Genomic DNA, 17,176 nt, shown 5'->3' on the forward strand with positions numbered 1-17,176 from the left:
CTCGTCGAACGGGTTCATCGACATCTTCACATTGGCCAGCTCGACACCCGAGCCGTCCGCCTTCACCCGGATCTTGACGTTGTAGTCAACCACCCGCTTGACCGTCACAAGTATTTTCAATCTATGCAACTCCTTGATGTTGCTCAGCTCTCACAGGCTGGCGGCCCATAAATCGAACCGCGAACCCGCTCCATCTTCTTGTTTTCACGTATTTCCGGACCGAAAGCCGCTTCGGGCTTTTGCTCTAGGTGGCCGCGCGACTGTCATTGGCGTGCGACGGCGGTGAAGACATCGAGGCAGCTCCGCTTCAACTCGTCGAAATCTTCCTGTGTCATCAGCCCAAGATCGGAGACCGTTTGCGCTATCGTGCGGCCACTTTTCCCGGCTATCGCTGCGACCCTCGCGGCACTCTCGTAGCCGATGCGCGGCACCAGGGCAGTGGCCAGCATCAGGCTGTTGCTCACCAGCTCGTCGCAACGCTCGACATCCGCCTCGATCCCTTCGACGCAACGCTCCGACAGCACGGTGATCGCTCTGGCCAGGATGCGGATCGACTGCAGCACATTGAACAGCATCACAGGTTCCATGGCGTTGAGTTGGAGCTGCCCTGCTTCGGCGGCGAACGTCACCGTCAGATCATTGCCGATCACCTGATAGGCGACCTGATTGACGACCTCAGGAATGACCGGATTGACCTTTCCAGGCATGATCGAAGATCCGGGCTGCACGGCCGGCAGCTTGATTTCCCCGAACCCGGCACGCGGCCCGCTGCTCAGCAGCCGCAGGTCGTTGGCAATCTTCGAAAGCTTCACCGCAATGCGCTTCAGCACGCCCGAGAACGTCACGAATGCGCCGAGGTCCGAGGTGGCCTCGATCAAATCCTTGGCAAGTACCAGCCGCTCGCCACTGATCTGCGAAAGATGAGTGACGGCGACCGGCCCATAGCCCGCCGGCGTGTTGATGCCCGTTCCGATTGCAGTGCCGCCCAGGTTCAGCTCTCTCAACAGCTCACTGAGCTGGTAAATCCGCTCGATATCCTCTTCCACGGTCACCGCGAACGCGGCAAATTCCATGCCGAGCGTCATCGGCACCGCGTCCTGCAGTTGGGTACGCCCGACTTTGGCGATGGTGGCGAACTCGCGCGCCTTGTCCAAAAAGGCGACATGCAGGCGTTCCTGAGCCCGCGTGAGCGCGCCACATTGGCTGAGGACGGCAAGGCGCATCGCCGTCGGATAGACATCGTTGGTCGACTGCGAGCGATTGACGTGGTCGTTCGGATGCACGTGCTGGTAGTCGCCCGGCGCATAGCCGGAGTTCTTTAGGGCGACGTTGGCGATCACCTCGTTGGCGTTCATGTTCGTCGACGTCCCTGCTCCGCCCTGGATCATGTCAACGACGAAAGACTGATGGTGCTGTCCGGCGATGATCTCGTCGCAGGCGGCGACAATGGCCGCGGAGACATCCGCGTCGAGGGCACCACATTCCGCATTGGCAAGGGCGCAGGCCTTCTTCACCTGCGCGAGAGCCACCACGAGTTCCGGGAAGTGGCTGAGCGGCACATCCGTGATCGAAAAATTGGCAACGGCGCGCGCGGTCTGGATGCCGTAAAGGCTTGCGGCGGGCAGCACGATCTCGCCGAGAAAGTCGCGCTCGGTTCTGCAGGGTTCCACGATTTCCAGGCTTTCCAGTTAAATGTCGCGCGTCGCGGCGACGTAGCTCTTGCTGATCCGGTCGGTCACGATCGTCCACAGGACAGGCGTGCCCTTGGCGATGATCCAGCTGTCACCGGGGCCGTAGGAGATCGTGTGGCCGGTTGTCTCGTCGGTCAGCTCCAGCCGTCCCGACAGCAGCGTCGCATGTTCGTGGAACGCATAGACGGCGCGATATTGCCCGCGCGTTGCGACAAAGACACCGCCGAAAACCTCACTCTGGGGCGAACCCAGATCGAAACGGCCTGCGACGCGAACGTCGCCCTCGATCGTCACCGCACCAATGTCCTCCGGCTTCCCCCAGTCGGCGAGCCCGCACTCCTCGTTAACCGGCCTATACAACTTCATCATGCGGTTTTCCTATTTTTGAAGCCTTGGTGGCAGGCGAAGCAGTGGGGCGGCGGCGATCGCCCCACGCCACCATCCTGGCATTCGATGACGGCGCATCGTGTTCGGCCAGGCAAGTCCGGGTACAGGTCGCTTTGCAGCCCTTTCGTAATCTCGTGCCTCTTAGTCTTAGGTCGAACGCGGCGTCAGAAAACAACAGTTTTCTTTTTCCCGGCTTAGGACACTCCTAAACAGCGCGACGCTCCATTCGAATACTTCATGCGATCTTTGAGCATAGACCGAGGGCATCGGCTGGTTTGGCTGGAATGGGTCGTGGGACCAATTGCACAAAGACTTGCATTCGCCCAACTCGACGCGGCAGGGCTCGGCGGCAGCGCCGAAGGTGAGAGCCGGAGCTATCGTTTCACCGTGATGACGACCTTGCCTTTTGCGCGTCCCGTCTCGACGTAGGCCAAGGCATCGCCAGTCTTTTCAAAGGGGAAAACCTTATCGACGACCGGGCGGATCACGCCCGCTTCAATCAGGGAAGCGATCTCGCTCAACTGTTGACCCTGCGCTTTCATGAACAGGAATGAATAGCGAATGCCGAGGCTTTTTGCTTTTTTCCGCACACCACGGCTCAGCAGGCTCATCACCAGTCTCAGGAACAGGTTCAACCCAAGCTCCTTGGCGAATTCGGGGTCGGGCGGACCCGAAATCGAGATGACCAGGCCGCCTGGCTTCAGCACGCCAAGAGACTTTTCGAGCGTCTTGTTGTCCTGGCTGTTGATGACGAGATCATAGCCGGAAAGGATCTTCTCGAAATCCTGCGTTTTGTAGTCGATAACCACATCAGCGCCGAGGCTTTTTACCAGCTCGGCATTTCTTGCGCTCGTCGTCGTCGCAACCGTCGCGCCGAGGTGTTTCGCAAGCTGGATCGCAAAGGTCCCGACACCGCCGGATCCGGCCTGAATGAAGACTTTCTGGCCGGGTTTCAGACGGGCCACTTCCACCAGCGCCTGCCAAGCAGTCAGCCCCACCAACGGGATGGAGGCGGCCTCTTCCATGCTGAGGTTCTTGGGCTTCAGCGCCACGTCCGCTTCATTGATGGCAATGAACTCAGCGAATGTTCCCACTCGATGATCGCGCGGCCGCGCATAGACTTCGTCGCCTACCTTGAACCACCTAACTTTCGGACCGACCCGAATGACGGTCCCTGCAACATCGTGACCCAGGACAAACGGTGGGCGATACGGCAGAATAAGCTTGAATTCCCCGTCCCTGACCTTGGAATCCAGCAGGTTCACGGCGGTAGCGTGAATCTCGACCAGGACATCCCCGTCCCGCAACGCCGGCTCTGGCATATCGGCCAAACGCAAAGCGCCCTTCTTCTTGTATTTATCGACAACGAATGCCTTCACGGCGTTTTCTCCAATTTGTATTTCTGTGGCGGCCTCAGGCATCGAGGAAGGACAGGGCCTTCGGCACGAAGTCGGCGTAATTCTGGAAAATCCCGCCATGCCCAGCATCGTCGTAGAGCACCAGTTGCGAGCCCGGGATGCGGCGGGCCATATCGGCGCTGTGCGCGGTCGGCACCATGATGTCATTGTCGCCATTCGCGATCAGGACAGGAATTCGGATGCTGCCGAGATCTTGAGGCGCCTGCTGTCCCCAGGCCTTGATCGCCTTGAGCTGCCGCAGGAAGGCACCGGGCGTGGGTCCTTTGTCGCGATCTGCCTTGCGCTCCTTCAGCCTTTCCAGAAAGGCCTTCGCGGCTCGGCGACCATTGGCCGTTGACGTGAAAAACAGGTAGAATTTTGGGTCTCGCAGCGTCAGCAAACCCTTGATCATCAAAGGCCAGGACACCTGCCCCACCTTGTCGATACCTTTGCCGCCCGCTGGGCCTGTGCCGGTCAAAATGAGTTTGCGCACCAGGTCCGGTGCTTTCAGCGCGATATCCTGCGCCACAAATCCCCCCAGCGAAAAGCCGAGCAGATCGACCTTTTCGAAGCCTAGTGCGCGGATCAGGGCGATCGCATCCCGCGCCATTTCGTCGATGGTGACAGGCGCTTTTCCACCTGACGCACCGATACCGCGATAGTTGGTGGCGATCACACGATGCTTGCTGGCGAGGCCATCGACAATCCGCGGGTCGAAATTGTCCAGAACCGCGCCCCAGTGGTTGAGAAGGATGAGCGGAACGCCGGTCCGGGGGCCGAGGTCGCGATAGGCAAAAGTAGTCCCCCCAACGCTGATCGAGAAATTCGGCGCATCTAGGTAGCGCGCACCCGATCCGAGATAGCGGACAGAACTGGTCATGGTTTTCTCCAATATATGGGCCGGACGGCGGTCTCACGTCTGGGGGCCCGGTCGGCCGGATGCGCTTCCGATACGTGCTTTGCCTTTGCCTCTTCGCTGCGGGCCGGCGGATGGCGCGGCCCGTGAAGGGCGATGCGGTTCCCACCCGTCAAAATTATTGATGACGTTTATCATCATTAATGTTAGATGATACCCGCAATCAAAAATGTCAAGCGGATTTTTCGCTGGTCCGAGGACGCGCTACCGTCTTAATGGCCAGAAGTTACATCGCAGGTCGTTCCTGCCAAAGATGGAGTGAGCAGACATGAAGGTGACGCGAGACAAGATGGAGGAGAACCGCCAGCAGGTCATAGAGACGGCGGCGCGTCTGCTGCGCGAGTGCGGTTACGACGGGATCGGCCTCGCCGACATCATGAAAAACGCCGGACTGACCCATGGCGGCTTTTATCGAAACTTCGCTTCGAAGGATGATCTGGTGATCAAGGCCAGCGAACGTGCGATCGCGGACACGCAGGCGGTGCTGGAGGATGCGCTAGCCCAAACGCCACAAGATCCATTTCGCGCGTTGATCGAGCTCTATGTCTCATCGGCACATCGCGACGGCACCGGCTCGGGATGCATTCTGCCAGCACTGGCCGCAGACGCTGCACGGCGCAACGACCCCGTTCTCCGCGCCGCCTTCACGTCCGCTATCCAATATTACGTTGAGCAGATCGCAAAACTTTCGTCCGCCAGCCCGGCGAACAGCCGTCACAGACATCCCGCCGCCATCCTTTCGGAAATGGTTGGGGCGATCATTTTGTCACGGGTGATTTCGGATACCCATCTGCGGGATTCGTTGCTCTCTGCGGTGGTGACAGATTTGGTTGAGAGCGAAGGAAGTCATACTGCTTCGCAACTGGAGCGGGCGTGAGCAGAAGGACCGCGGACAAGGCGGGGCTGGGTCGCCTTGTTCGCGGATCGCAATCTTTCATCCGGCTGGATCAAAAGCTCAGTGTGTAGTATCAGCTGACCTTTCTCACCGACGGTATCGTCCAGGACCCGTCAATGATGGAGGGATTGCCCTCGTTGGGCCAGTAAAGGCGCATCATGAGGATAAATTTTCCTTCGGGCGCCGGCAGCCAGTTTGATTCCTTGTCCGCTCCCGGCGACTCGTGCTGGATGAACAGGTCGATCGAGCCATCCGGATTGGCCTTGAGCGGTTGCCGTGCGCTGATCGAGTAGCGGTTCAGCGGATTGTCGACAAAGAAGTACCCCGCATCATACATGGTCAATGACCAGAAACCGGCAACCGGCGGAGTGAGGTCTTTCTTGAACGTCAGTACGTATTTTTCGGAGCCGTTATACGCCCGCTTGATCACCCCGCTGTCGGACTTCATCGACGTTGGGTAGATCGCATCCTGTGGCCGGTTTGCCCCGAGGCCGATCGCGGTGATCAAGGCACGCTGGATATAATTGGTGCCATAGATACCGGCCTTTGTCGTGAAGCCCCAGCCATCGATGTCCTGAATGTCGCCGTCGCTGAATTTGAAATGCATCATGATGCGGGCAAAGCCGACCTGCGGGACGCGCTTGGCAAAAGCGGGATCAAACTTGCTCTTGTCGAAGTCCTGGCCAGGAACAATGCCCAGCTCGGCCAGCTTGGCGACCATCGGCGCATCCGCATCGGTCGGCGGATTACTTTTCAGGAGCTCGGCGAACAGGGTGAAGTATTCGACCGCGTCCATCTTGTTGACTTGCTCGCGAACGGCAGTCTTCATGTCGATTGCCGGATCGACCTTACCCTTGGGTGCCGTCCAGTCCTTGCCCCATGCGCTCAGGGGATAGAGCTTCACCTCATCCTGCAGCTTATGGACTTCGGCGTAATCCTCCGGGGTACCGGTGCAGTAGATGCGCCCGAGCAGCCAGACGATGCTCGTCGAAGACTTGTATTGCTTTACCCCCTCCGGCAGCGTGCCTTCCCAGCCGGGGCCGGTAACCACGAATGTCTGCGCCCCCGTGCCGGTGGTCCGCTTTCCGGGAACGTCGAACACTGTCGTCCAGCCATCCAGCATCGGAAACAGCGCATAGCGATCTTTCAGATCGGGCAGGCTCACCACCCATGGCTCGTCACCCACATCAAAGAATGCGGTCGTGTAGAGCGTATCGGCGTTGGGCGCCGTCACGTCCCGGAATTTGGCGTCCGGGTATTGGCGCAGCTTGATGACATGCCCCATCGGGCCCCGGGTTCCTTCCGGCTCGACGACGTTGGTGATCACGCGTCTGGTGATCTCCATTGTCACGAGAGGATAGGCATAAATGTAGGCCTCGACCGCCAATGCGAATTCGTCGAGACCCTCGGGCAAGTCCGCGATCAGCCCATCAGCGGCGGTCGCCGGCGAGCCGATTGAGCCCGCTGCCATCAGGCCGAGACCGGCCACCGTCAACTCACGTCGTGTAATATTCATGACTATTCCTCCAAAAGAATCCAATTTGTGATGAAATGCGGCTGGCCCAGTCGATGTTGCCGCCGACATAACGGCCGCCATAAGCTTGGTAATACCCCCCCACCACAACGCCACACGATGGCGCGGTGATGCTGGTTCTGATGAAGCTGGCAGGGAACGCGCCACCCTGACTTCAAGATGAAAAACCAATCGGGCCTGCTATTTGACGAGCCCGAGATTGATCAGTTGAACCCGTCGGTTTTCCGCCGCTTTCGGGTTGGCTGGATCGAGCGGCCACTCCTCGCCCACACCAATCGAATACAAACGGTCTGGTTTGATCGCAAACGTGGTCGAAAGGGCCTCGGTTATGGCATTGGCGCGTTGCGCGCTGAGTTCGAGATTGTGGTTGGCGTCGCCCGTCGCGTTCGTGTGGCCGACGACGAGAAACTTATAGCGCCGCAGGTTGGGATGATGCAGCGCGTCGGCAATCAGGCCGACCGTGCGGTAGGACTTTGGTTCGATGGCGACGGAATCGTTCTCGAATTCGATCTCGACGATCAGTTGCGACAGCTTGGAGAGTTTCTGCCAGTTCGGGAGGTTGGCGACACCTTTGCCCGCATTTGCCGATGCCTCTTCCACCAGAAGCGCGATGTCGATCGCGGGCGCCGCGCTTTCTATCCGTCCGAGCGTGCGCACGAGTTGCGTGTCGTTGAGCTCCTGTGCCAACGCCTGACCAGAGGACAGTGTGAGGCCGATCGTCAGCAAAGCGCTAAATCCAATGTTTTTCATTGCCTTGTCTCCTGTTCCCAACACGGATCAACGCCATCCGGCGTCGATGATGGCCTGACCGCACTGCCCCTCGTTCACGCGCGTCGCCTTGTTCAGGCAGGAAAGGACATTGCCCTCACCTTTGACGCTTTTGCAGTACTGAGCGATGTCGTGTTTGCAGACCGTCGCGAAGGACGACTGCGCCGCCTCGCGTTGCTTGATTGACGCGATCACGTTCGCCAGTGTCATGGTGCAGGTCGGCGAGACTTTCCCCGCGTGCTGCTCGAGGCAGGCCTGAATGCGGCCGCCGCCGAGGTTGAGGCCTTTGCAGTATTTCTTGATATCCGAACCGCAGTCGTTGGCGAGTGTGCTCACCGCGTCGGCATAACTGATGGTGTCCGCCCGGCTGGCGCTGGTGAGGGCAAAAGCCGCGAGGGCTATCGCTCCTGCGAAAACTGCAAGTCTGTTCGTCATGGCATGTCCGATCGAAAACAGCGTTGAAATCGGCCATCCCCTGGCCGCCGGGCAGGGTGTTGGCCAGCGCCGACATGCTCCACGCGATTTGCCGAAAGGAAAGTAGTTTACAGTAGCTAACGTCCCCACTGGCGCCGTGTTGTCATTTCCGCGGATGTGGAAACTGCACGACGGCAGCGTTGTCGAGGGCCGTCGTTATTTCGTCCCGGAGGACGTCCACGAGCTCCACGTACTCGGCAAGACGCTCGCCCCCATTGGGGCCGGAAGTCTTTTCCAACGATAGCCGCAGATGATCCGCGGTGGCGAAGTCATGGCACAAGTCGCGGAAGTTCTCATCGCGGGCGGCGAGTTCGTCGATCAGACTTGTTCGGGACGGGAAACATCGTTTCGCGAGAGAGACGTCGTATCCCATGAGTGGCTCCCCAAGGCCTGTGCCGCACCAGAGCGACGTCGACGAACTTCCGTCAATGTCGCATGATGCAGCAAGGTTCCACTCTTGCACCGTTTGTTACAGTGGCAACGATGTAGCGCGCGCCATACAAGCCGGTGCCCCACACTGCGCAGGCGACGAACACCGCTCCCTACAGCGAGCCTACCAGATGTTACGGGCGCGCGAGGGCGAGCAGGCGTAGGTTCCGGGCGAAACTTCCATTCAAAGGAGCATCCATGAAGCGCATCTTCACCATCGCTGCCGCCTTGACGCTGGCTACAAGTATCGCTCGCGCGGAAGACCCGATCGTTGGCAACTGGAAGACCGAATTGGGCGATACCGCGGCGATTGCTTCATGTGGCGGAGGCTACTGCATCACCTTGAAATCCGGCAAGCATACGGGCAAGCAGATCGGCACCTTCCACGGCAGGGACGGCAGCTATTCCGGAAAGATAACCGACCCCGATGCCAACAAGACCTATGATGGCTCCCTGACCGTCTCGGGCAACGCACTGAAGATGAAGGGATGCATCCTGAAGGTCGTCTGCGAATCTCAGACCTGGCCACGCCTCTGAAGGGATAAGCCCCACCTCTCGCACGGGACGACGACAAGCGGATGAGACCTCTGTGTCGAACACTTGACGTTACAACCATCGCCGTCACCCTGGTGCTGGCCGCCCCCCGATCTTCTCGGCCCCGCCTGCTGAGGCCCGCCGCGCTGACGCAGCCTGCGGTCGACACCGTTGCGTGGCGTCGTAATCGTCAGTCCGAACCGCCGCTGGCGGCCGGGCGGTGTAATTTCGGCAGGCGCGGCCGTCGGCTTCTTGCGGGCGCTGCCACGGCATTGGTCGCCGGGTCGCCGCCACAATCCGGCCATTGCTGGCACTATACGAACCGCGCCCGCACGACGCGGTTCTGGAACGTCTGCCCGAACTGACGGACACGCGTCTTCTGCTGTTCGAAGTTCTTCCCCGGTCGTCATTCGGCGACCCCACCTGCAGGTCACCGTCGACTTATCTTGTGTCGGGCTCCACGGTGCTCCACAGATACACCGACCCACGCCTGGCGGCCGCACGCGCATACCCGCCGTCGCGCCCCAAAAATGGGCGACACGCTCGACCATCCATAATGCGGCCAGACCGCCGATCGCGCAGGATGCCGCGACCCCGCACTCCGCCGCCGGAAGCCTCGAATGCACCAACCCGTCGGGTCATCGCAACGAAAATGAGCTGCCCGATCTCCACGCCGACATTGAAAATCAGCGGCGCCAGGGGCACGTCGCCCGCGGGAGGCCCGATCTCGGTCAGCGCTTTGGGCGGGCGCCCCGGATCAAGCCAACAATAACGTTACATTAGACCGGTATGTTTCTGGACGAGCCGGTCCCGTCAGCGTAGGTTACACCAACGGACGCTAACTAAATCTGTGATTGTCACGACTGTGTGCGTATTGGGGAGCAATCGATGGACATATCTGTGGCACACGGCTCGGATGACAGGGAAGGATCGCAAGGATTTTCGCCAAGTGCAGCAGAGATTCGTGAGCAGCTCGCGCGCATCATTTCCAGTTCGGAATTTCCGCGAGCTGGCCGCAGCGCGGCTTTTCTCACTTTCGTCGTCGAGGAGGCCCTGGCGGGGCGCGCACAGCGCCTGAAGGGCTACACGATCGCGATCGAAGTGTTCAAGCGCAGCGAAGACTTCACCCAGGACGATCCTGTCGTCCGCATCGAGGCTGGGCGGCTGAGGCGCACCCTCGAGCGCTACTATCTTGTCGCCGGGCAGCACGATCCCATCAGGATAGACATTCCGAAAGGGCGTTACGCGCCTTCGTTTGTCTGGAGCGACGTTGCATCGACGAACCTCAAGAGCGACGCTGTCGAGGACGGCCCGCGTCTCGGCCGGCTCCGGCTGTCTACCCGATGGCCGATCCTCGCTGGTCTTGTCGGCATAATCGGCGTGGTGGCGCTGACACACTGGGCAGCCGACCTGGTAGTCGCGGTTTCGAAGCAGGCTAGCACCACCGAGGGTCCAGATGAGCCGACGCTGGTGGTCGCACCTTTTGCCAATCTGGGTGACGGGCCGCAGGCGGAGCTCTACACGGTCGGGCTGACCGAAGAGCTGCTCACCGCCCTGCCGCGCTTTAAGGAGCTCAAAGTCTTCGGCCGCGAGACATCGAAGTCGCTTTCCCCAGGGGTCGAAGCTTCTGAAGTTCGTGGGGGGCTGGGCGCTCGTTATCTGCTGGCAGGCGGCGTCAGGGTGTCCGGTTCCAAGGTCCGGGTGACGGCTCGCCTGTTGGACACATCCGACGGAGCAATCCTCTGGTCGCAGAACTACGACGACGACCTGACCAGCCGCGAACTCTTCGCCATCCAATCCGATGTCGCGAGCAAAGTTGCGACGGCTGTTGCCCAGCCTTACGGCATCATCGCACAGGCAGCCACAGCCAGCCCTCCCCCGAACGACCTCGGGATCTACGACTGCACGCTTCGTTTCTATGCATATCGCGCAGAACTGAGCCGGGAGACTCATCTGATCGCCCGAGACTGTCTTGAGAGCGCCGTTGCACGATACCCGGCCTATGCGACCGCATGGGCGATGTCGTCCATCGTGTACCTCGATGAAGACCGCTTCCGCTTCAACCTCAGGCCCGGTCAGCCGACGCCGCTTGACAGGGCGCTGCGCTCGGCACGACGGGCGATTGAACTGGAACCGGGAAACACCCGCGCGCTTCAATCTCTGATGATTGCATTGTTCTTCAACCAACAACTCACGGAGGCGCTTCAAGTCGGCGAGGAGGCGCTGGCAACGAACCCGAACGACACCGAGCTGTTGGGTGAGTTCGGAACGCGGCTCGCAATCTGTGGTCAGTGGCAGCGCGGCGCGGATCTTCTTGACCGAGCGCTTGCGCTCAATCCCGGCGGCGCAAGCTTCTATCACGGCGTGCGAGCGCTCGCGGCCTACATGCTGAACGACCGTGATAAAGCCGTGAGCCTCATCCGGAAGACGGATCTGCAGAAGTTCCCGATGTATCACCTGGTAGCAGCCGCCATCTACGCCGACGCCGGATTGCTGGATGATGCGCGGCGCGAGGGAGAGATCTTCATGAAGATGCGTCCGGATTACATCCCGAACATCATCGAAGAACACAGGAAGCGCAATATCCAGCCGAAGGACAACCTCCGGATGATGGCCTCGCTCCGCAAGGCGGGCCTCCCGGTGCCGAGCGCAGCAGAAGTAGAGGCGAAAGCATTGGCCTCCGCAACATCATCGCCCCTGGGGCCTGCGCGGTAAGCAGATTCTACTGTTCGGATCGCACAGAGCCTACAAGAGGTTACGGGTGTTCGGTCTCCGTGGCACTTACAGTTTGCCGGTGATGGCTGCCAGCCGGCGGCTGATGCCTACCACGCACGCACGGAGGCTCCGGTCGATGATCCGCAAGAACACTAGATTTACTCTTTCAGTCGCGGCGTTCGCTCTCATGTCGGGGCTGATGGCGCAAGCAGAAGCCATGGCGGCAGAAGCCGAGGCAAAAAGCCTCCTCAAGGCGATGTCAGACTATCTCGCTTCGCAAAAGGCGATTTCCTTCGCCTACGACTCAAACCTGGAAGTCGTCACGGGAGACCATCAGAAACTGCTGCTGGCGAGTTCCGGCAAGATCGAGCTGGGGCGGCCGGACAAGCTGCGCGCCACACGGTTTGGCGGCTTTGCCAATGTCGAAATGGTCTTCGACGGCAACACCGTGACGCTCTTCGGCAAGGACGCCAACCTTTATACCCAGGTCGAAGTTCCCGGCACGGTCGAGCATCTGGTCGACGCGATGCGCGACAAGCTCGGCAAGCCGGTCCCCGGCGCGGACCTGCTCCTGCCCGACGCCTATGACAAGCTGATGGAGGGCGTAACCGACGTGAAGGACCTCGGCAGTGGCGTGATCGGCGGCGTCGAATGCGACCACCTCGCCTTCCGGGCGAAAGACGTCGACTGGCAGATCTGGATTGCGCAGGGCGAAAAACCCCATCCCTGCCGCTACGTGATCACCGCCAGCCAGGTCGATCAGGGCCCGCAATATAGCATCCAGATTTCCGACTGGAAGACGGGCGTCGACGTCGTGGCGCAGGATTACAGCTTCGCAAACGAGACCGGCGCCAAAAAAGTCGACCTGAAGGATCTTGCCAACATCGACGAACTGCCCGACCACTTGACCATGGGAGACAGGAAATGACCACGCTAGGGAAACTGAAAGCGGTTCTGCTTCTTGCGGCACTAATGCTACCAGCGATGGATGTCGTAGAGCAGGTATCGATCGGTGGGCTCTACAGCCTTGCGAGGCCCGCCGAGGCGCGTGTCGGTCGTCCGTTGACACCTGTGAGCGTCGCGGGCGTGGCGCGCAGAACTGTGCGGCGCTGTGCCGTCGGCGTCTATTATTGCTAGAGCGATATCAGCGGAAATTTGGGGGCGTTTTGACCAATTCAGACATCGGCGATGCAGGCGTCGCATCTTACTCGAGCCGCCTACGTCGGATAGTCCTGTGCCTGTCGCTGGCCCTGGTTTCCGGATGCGGCGGCCATCCCAAGGGTGTGCTGACGCCCGTCGCCGAGACGTCGGCCGATGCAAGCCGGGTCGAGATGCTGATTACGACTACGCGTGGCCGCTCGGAAATGCCGGGCGAGATGTTCACGGGCGAGCGGGCCCGTGCTCCAACGTTTGCGGACATCACCGTATCGATCCCCCCGGTGCGGAAGGTCGGCGACGTCGCTTGGCCGAAAAAACTGCCTCCCAATCCGGCTACCGACTTTGCGACCCTGAAGGCAGACGAGTTGACGAAGGACGACGCCAAAGCATGGCTGAATGCCTCGGTCAGGAAGAGCCCGGACCGCAGCGTGCTCGTGTTCATCCACGGGTTCAACAACCGTTTCGAAGACTCCGTCTACCGTTTTGCACAGATCGTCCATGATTCCGACGTCAAGAGCGCGCCCGTTCTGGTGACCTGGCCGTCGCGGGGTAGCCTGCTGGCCTATGGCTACGATCGTGAAAGCACAAACTATACCCGCAACGCGCTGGAATCGCTGTTCCAGCATTTGGCCGCGGACAAGGAAGTGAAAGAAGTGTCGATCCTTGCTCATTCGATGGGGAACTGGCTGACGCTAGAAGCACTTCGCCAGATGGCAATCCGCAACGATCGCCTGCCGGCAAAGTTCAAGAATGTGATGCTCGCAGCCCCCGACGTCGACGTCGATGTGTTCCGCTCGCAGATCGAGGACATGGGAGACCAGCACCCGCAGTTCACCCTCTTCGTGTCGCAGGATGACCGGGCACTGGCCTTTTCGCGCAGGGTCTGGGGTGACATTCCTCGCCTGGGATCGATCGATCCGGAGCAGGCTCCTTACAAGCAGGAGCTGGCGGACAACGACATTACCGTCATCGATCTGACCAAGGTGAAGGCCGGAGACAGCATGCACCACGGCAAGTTCGCTGAATCGCCCCAAGTTGTCCAACTGATCGGTGCGCGGATTTCCGAAGGCCAGACATTGACGGACAGCAAGATGGGCCTTGGAGATCACCTCATCGCAGGAACGGCAGGCGCGGCGACAGCGGCCGGGAGCGCGGCAGGCCTGATCCTCGCCGCGCCAGTCGCTTTAGTCGACCAAGCGACGCGCGAAAACTACGCTCACCACGTCACCGGGCTAGCGGGCCAGTCGGGCAGCGCGCAGAAGATCGCGGCCAAGGACTGTGGTTCAGAACAAAGCCTGGAACGTGATCCGGCGTGTCGCGCGCACCAAAACTGAAGGGACAGCCAATGAACAGCTACACCAAATTCGGCCTGGCGGCAGCAATCGCGGCGCTGATAGGGGGCAGTGCCGTTGCTGCCGACGTTTCTCCTCTGCTCACACGGGATCAACAGACGATCGAAGGTCCGGATGGTTGGTCGTTCTCGGTTGCGCCATATTTTTGGATGGCAGGGCTGTCGGGTGAAACATCGCAATTCGGTCTACCGACCGTTGATATGGATGCGGACTTCAATGACATCCTCGGCAATCTCGACTTCGCCTTCATGGCCGCAGGAGAGGCGCGAAACGGTCGCTTCAGCGTCATCGGCGACATCATCTACACGAAGCTCGGAGCCGATGGCGACACGCCAGGCGGCATCTTGGCGACCAGCGTCGATGTGACCTCTGAGACGTTCTCGGGTCTATTGGGCGCTGGATACGCAATCGTTGATACACCGCAGGGACATTTGGACGTCGTTGGTGGCGTGAGAATTTGGTCAGTGGACACAACGATTCGCTTCAACGGCGGCATCCTTGGCGGCATTGAAAGGAGCGATGGCGCGACCTGGGTTGACGGCATAGTCGGGTTGCGAGGCAAGTATTCCCTTACCCCGGAAGTCTACCTGACTGGATGGGGACTTGTTGGCGGTGGTGGAGCTGACATCGATTGGGACGTCGCGCTGGATGTTGGCTACGAGTTCAACGATCGGATTTCGGCGATTGCCGGCTACCGAGCATTGGGTGTCGACTATAGCGACGATGGCTTCCTGTTTGACGCTGTCCAGCAGGGTCCAATTCTCGGGCTAGCCCTGAAATTCTAGACCCGTGTTTGCGGTTTTCAATACGGGGATACTCGACTCAGGCAGTGGATGCCAGTTTATCCATTTGCTCGAGCTTCATGGCTTCGCCTGATTGGCGCGGACGGGTAATTTCCTATCGCCCTTACTTGCTATGTCCTAGGTGTTTGATCCCAGAGTTTGATGGTGCGATCTTTTCTGTCGAATGGAAGGAAGCACTATGGGCCAAATACGTCACGGCAGCGCCACGACCACGCACGCAGTCCGAGCTGCGATACAGCGATCGCAAGCTTCAGCCGCGGAGCTGAGCCGGAGCTATGGGATCAACCCGAAGACAGTTCTGAAGTGGCGCAAGCGGGCTACGGTCGAGGACCTCAAGACCGGGCCGAAGGAGCCGCACTCAACTGTTCTCAGCGAAGAAGAAGAGGCGATCATCATCGCATTCCGGCGGCACACGTTGCTGGCGCTGGATGATTGCCTCTACGCTCTTCAACCGACGATCCCGCATCTGACGCGATCTTCATTGCATCGATGCCTGCAGCGCCATGGGATTTCGAGACTGCCGGATGTGGAGGGCGACAAGCCGTCGAGGAAGAAGTTCAAAGCGTACGCAATCGGCTATTTTCACATCGACCTGGCTGAGGTCCAGACCGGAGAAGGCAAGCTCTACCTCTACGTCGCGATCGACAGGACCTCAAAGTTCGCCTTCGTCCAATCGGTCGAGCGCGCTACCACCCGAACGGCGTCAGACTTCCTGGAAACGCTGGTTGCAGCTGTGCCCTACGAAATCCACACGGTGCTGACCGACAACGGCATTCAGTTCGCCGACATTCCGAAGAACCGCAACGGACCCACCGCGCGGTTCCGGGGCCATCCGTTCGACCGGGCATGCTGGCGACATGGCATCGAACATCGGCTGACCAAGCCCAAGCATCCTTGGACAAACGGCCAGGTCGAGCGGATGAACCGGACAATCAAGGAGGCAACTGTCAAACGCTATCATTATGACAGCCACGACCAGCTCCGCAGACATCTCGGCGACTTCGTCTCGGCATACAATTTCGCCCGCCGCCTCAAGACGCTCAAAGGCCTCACGCCCTATGAATTTATCTGCAAGGTCTGGACTTCACAGCCAGAGAGATTCACTCTGAATCCGATCCATCAAATGCCGGGACTGAACAATCACTGAACCGGCTCGGCGTCTTTCCATATCCTAACGGGTCGGGAAAGACGCTCGCATAGATACGTCCAAATCGACGACCGGCAGGAATAGTCTCGATGTCGAGGAGGGATTTCTCGAAGCCCGGAGGCGGCTTTATTCCGGTCATTCAGCGAAAATCACCGCGGGCGACACTCTCGGCCGCAGCAACCACTTCATCGTCCTGACCGCGTTTCAGCGCGTCGAGACCCTTCCGGCCATCCAAAGCGCCGTGCGGCGTGACAAGGAAGCGGTAAACCGCCCATGCACCACCGAGGACCTCGTGCAGTTTCGGAAGCACGGCATAGGGCCGACCATCCCGATCGAGTTGCCATGACGGAAAACGGAAGCCCCGCTTGGCGCCGTCGAGTCCGAGAACCTGCCCGTTCTGACGCTTTGTGTTGACCGTGACGCGCGAAACGCCGAGCAGGTCCGCGAACGCTTCCGCGCTCAGCATATCATCCTCCGCGAGAATCTCCGCCACCCGACGCCGGCCGCGCTCCCGTGCGGCAGCCAACGCTGCCTGGAGTTCGTCATTCGGCTCTGGTACCTCTTCAACTGGAAACGCATCCTGATGAGACAGCGGTTCTTCTTCAACGACTGAGATTGTCTGCGCTCCGGCCAGCGGATCCACGACGACACGGAAACTGACCTGATGGCCGGCCTTTCGGCTCAGCTTAACCGCCTTGGCGTATTGCCTGATCAACGCCTTCTCGAAATCTGCCTTCCGGGGCAGCTTCATCGAGAGCGCAACGTTGGAAGAATCGTTTCGGGGCTCGTTGGCTACAGTTTTCGTAGTGGGCATGGTCTTCAGCCTCCTGCGCTACAATTTAGGCAAGATGTAGAAGTTCGTCAAGTTTGTTAAGTTCGTAAATCTCTGCCAGCATTCGACCAACGTCGGTAGGCCCGACTCTATGAGCCCATAAACACTGTGCGCCTTGAACCGATTCGAACCGGCGACGTGGCA

Annotated in this window: 17 protein-coding genes and 1 pseudogene; 9 read left to right on the forward strand and 9 right to left on the reverse strand. The window is 59.8% G+C overall.

Annotated features, from left to right (window positions below; genetic code table 11):
- Positions 1-263: 263 nt before the first annotated feature.
- From BC363_RS23770 to BC363_RS23785, 4 genes are all read right to left on the reverse strand, one after another.
- Positions 264-1,688 carry an aspartate ammonia-lyase gene (locus tag BC363_RS23770; RefSeq protein ID WP_202618607.1) on the reverse strand — a complete coding sequence of 475 codons (1,425 nt, stop codon included), beginning with the start codon at positions 1,686-1,688 and terminating at the stop codon, positions 264-266.
- On the reverse strand, positions 1,689-2,060 hold the full coding sequence (locus BC363_RS23775; protein WP_065785346.1) for a cupin domain-containing protein: 372 nt from the start codon (positions 2,058-2,060) through the stop codon (positions 1,689-1,691). It lies immediately after the preceding gene.
- A gap of 392 nt (positions 2,061-2,452) precedes the next feature.
- Positions 2,453-3,457 carry an NADP-dependent oxidoreductase gene (locus BC363_RS23780; protein ID WP_065785347.1) on the reverse strand — a complete coding sequence of 335 codons (1,005 nt, stop codon included), beginning with the start codon at positions 3,455-3,457 and terminating at the stop codon, positions 2,453-2,455.
- 34 nt (positions 3,458-3,491) lie between these two features.
- Positions 3,492-4,355 carry an alpha/beta hydrolase gene (locus BC363_RS23785; RefSeq protein WP_065785348.1) on the reverse strand — a complete coding sequence of 288 codons (864 nt, stop codon included), beginning with the start codon at positions 4,353-4,355 and terminating at the stop codon, positions 3,492-3,494.
- Positions 4,356-4,659: 304 nt separating this feature from the next.
- Here BC363_RS23785 and BC363_RS23790 point away from each other — a divergent pair, with 304 nt between their 5' ends.
- Positions 4,660-5,268 carry a TetR/AcrR family transcriptional regulator gene (locus BC363_RS23790; protein WP_065785349.1) on the forward strand — a complete coding sequence of 203 codons (609 nt, stop codon included), beginning with the start codon at positions 4,660-4,662 and terminating at the stop codon, positions 5,266-5,268.
- A gap of 91 nt (positions 5,269-5,359) precedes the next feature.
- On the opposite strand, the gene BC363_RS23795 is transcribed toward BC363_RS23790, so the two are convergent.
- The 4 genes from BC363_RS23795 to BC363_RS23810 all read right to left on the reverse strand — a co-directional run bounded on the left by BC363_RS23795 (position 5,360) and on the right by BC363_RS23810 (position 8,435).
- Positions 5,360-6,802 (reverse strand): DUF1254 domain-containing protein, encoded by a 1,443-nt coding sequence (locus BC363_RS23795; RefSeq protein ID WP_065785350.1) that lies wholly within the window; start codon positions 6,800-6,802, stop codon positions 5,360-5,362.
- Positions 6,803-7,000: 198 nt separating this feature from the next.
- A complete protein-coding gene (locus BC363_RS23800; RefSeq protein WP_065785351.1) occupies positions 7,001-7,570 on the reverse strand; it encodes an OmpA family protein in 570 nt (189 codons plus the stop codon).
- A gap of 27 nt (positions 7,571-7,597) precedes the next feature.
- On the reverse strand, positions 7,598-8,023 hold the full coding sequence (locus BC363_RS23805) for a cysteine rich repeat-containing protein (RefSeq protein ID WP_065785352.1): 426 nt from the start codon (positions 8,021-8,023) through the stop codon (positions 7,598-7,600).
- A 142-nt stretch (positions 8,024-8,165) separates the two neighbouring features.
- Positions 8,166-8,435, reverse strand: a complete 270-nt coding sequence (locus BC363_RS23810) for a hypothetical protein (RefSeq protein ID WP_065785353.1) — start codon at positions 8,433-8,435, stop codon at positions 8,166-8,168.
- A gap of 254 nt (positions 8,436-8,689) precedes the next feature.
- Here BC363_RS23810 and BC363_RS23815 point away from each other — a divergent pair, with 254 nt between their 5' ends.
- The 8 genes and pseudogenes from BC363_RS23815 (at position 8,690) to BC363_RS23845 (ending at position 16,200) form a co-directional block, all read left to right on the forward strand.
- Positions 8,690-9,028: a DUF2147 domain-containing protein gene (locus tag BC363_RS23815; protein ID WP_065785354.1), complete on the forward strand. Its 339-nt coding sequence runs from the start codon at positions 8,690-8,692 to the stop codon at positions 9,026-9,028.
- Positions 9,029-9,069: 41 nt separating this feature from the next.
- Positions 9,070-9,390: pseudogene (locus tag BC363_RS36055) on the forward strand (hypothetical protein).
- A gap of 523 nt (positions 9,391-9,913) precedes the next feature.
- Positions 9,914-11,740 (forward strand): adenylate cyclase, encoded by a 1,827-nt coding sequence (locus BC363_RS23820; protein WP_065785355.1) that lies wholly within the window; start codon positions 9,914-9,916, stop codon positions 11,738-11,740.
- A 187-nt stretch (positions 11,741-11,927) separates the two neighbouring features.
- Entirely contained in the window at positions 11,928-12,668 is a 741-nt protein-coding gene (locus tag BC363_RS23825) for a DUF2092 domain-containing protein (protein WP_244519941.1), read from the forward strand.
- Positions 12,665-12,877 (forward strand): hypothetical protein, encoded by a 213-nt coding sequence (locus BC363_RS23830; RefSeq protein WP_065785357.1) that lies wholly within the window; start codon positions 12,665-12,667, stop codon positions 12,875-12,877. Before BC363_RS23825 ends, BC363_RS23830 begins: the two co-directional genes overlap by 4 nt.
- A gap of 29 nt (positions 12,878-12,906) precedes the next feature.
- Positions 12,907-14,232 carry an alpha/beta hydrolase gene (locus BC363_RS23835; RefSeq protein ID WP_065785358.1) on the forward strand — a complete coding sequence of 442 codons (1,326 nt, stop codon included), beginning with the start codon at positions 12,907-12,909 and terminating at the stop codon, positions 14,230-14,232.
- A gap of 11 nt (positions 14,233-14,243) precedes the next feature.
- A complete protein-coding gene (locus tag BC363_RS23840) occupies positions 14,244-15,035 on the forward strand; it encodes a hypothetical protein (RefSeq protein WP_065785359.1) in 792 nt (263 codons plus the stop codon).
- 196 nt (positions 15,036-15,231) lie between these two features.
- Positions 15,232-16,200, forward strand: coding sequence for an IS481 family transposase (locus BC363_RS23845; protein ID WP_065785360.1), 969 nt, complete (start codon positions 15,232-15,234; stop codon positions 16,198-16,200).
- Between the two features lie 139 nt (positions 16,201-16,339).
- Here the strand turns inward: BC363_RS23845 and BC363_RS23850 are convergent, their stop codons facing one another.
- On the reverse strand, positions 16,340-17,014 hold the full coding sequence (locus BC363_RS23850; RefSeq protein ID WP_065785361.1) for an XRE family transcriptional regulator: 675 nt from the start codon (positions 17,012-17,014) through the stop codon (positions 16,340-16,342).
- Positions 17,015-17,176 lie beyond the last annotated feature (162 nt).

This window comes from Ensifer sp. LC384 (genome assembly GCF_001695865.1).
Classification (GTDB): Bacteria; Pseudomonadota; Alphaproteobacteria; order Rhizobiales; family Rhizobiaceae; genus Ensifer.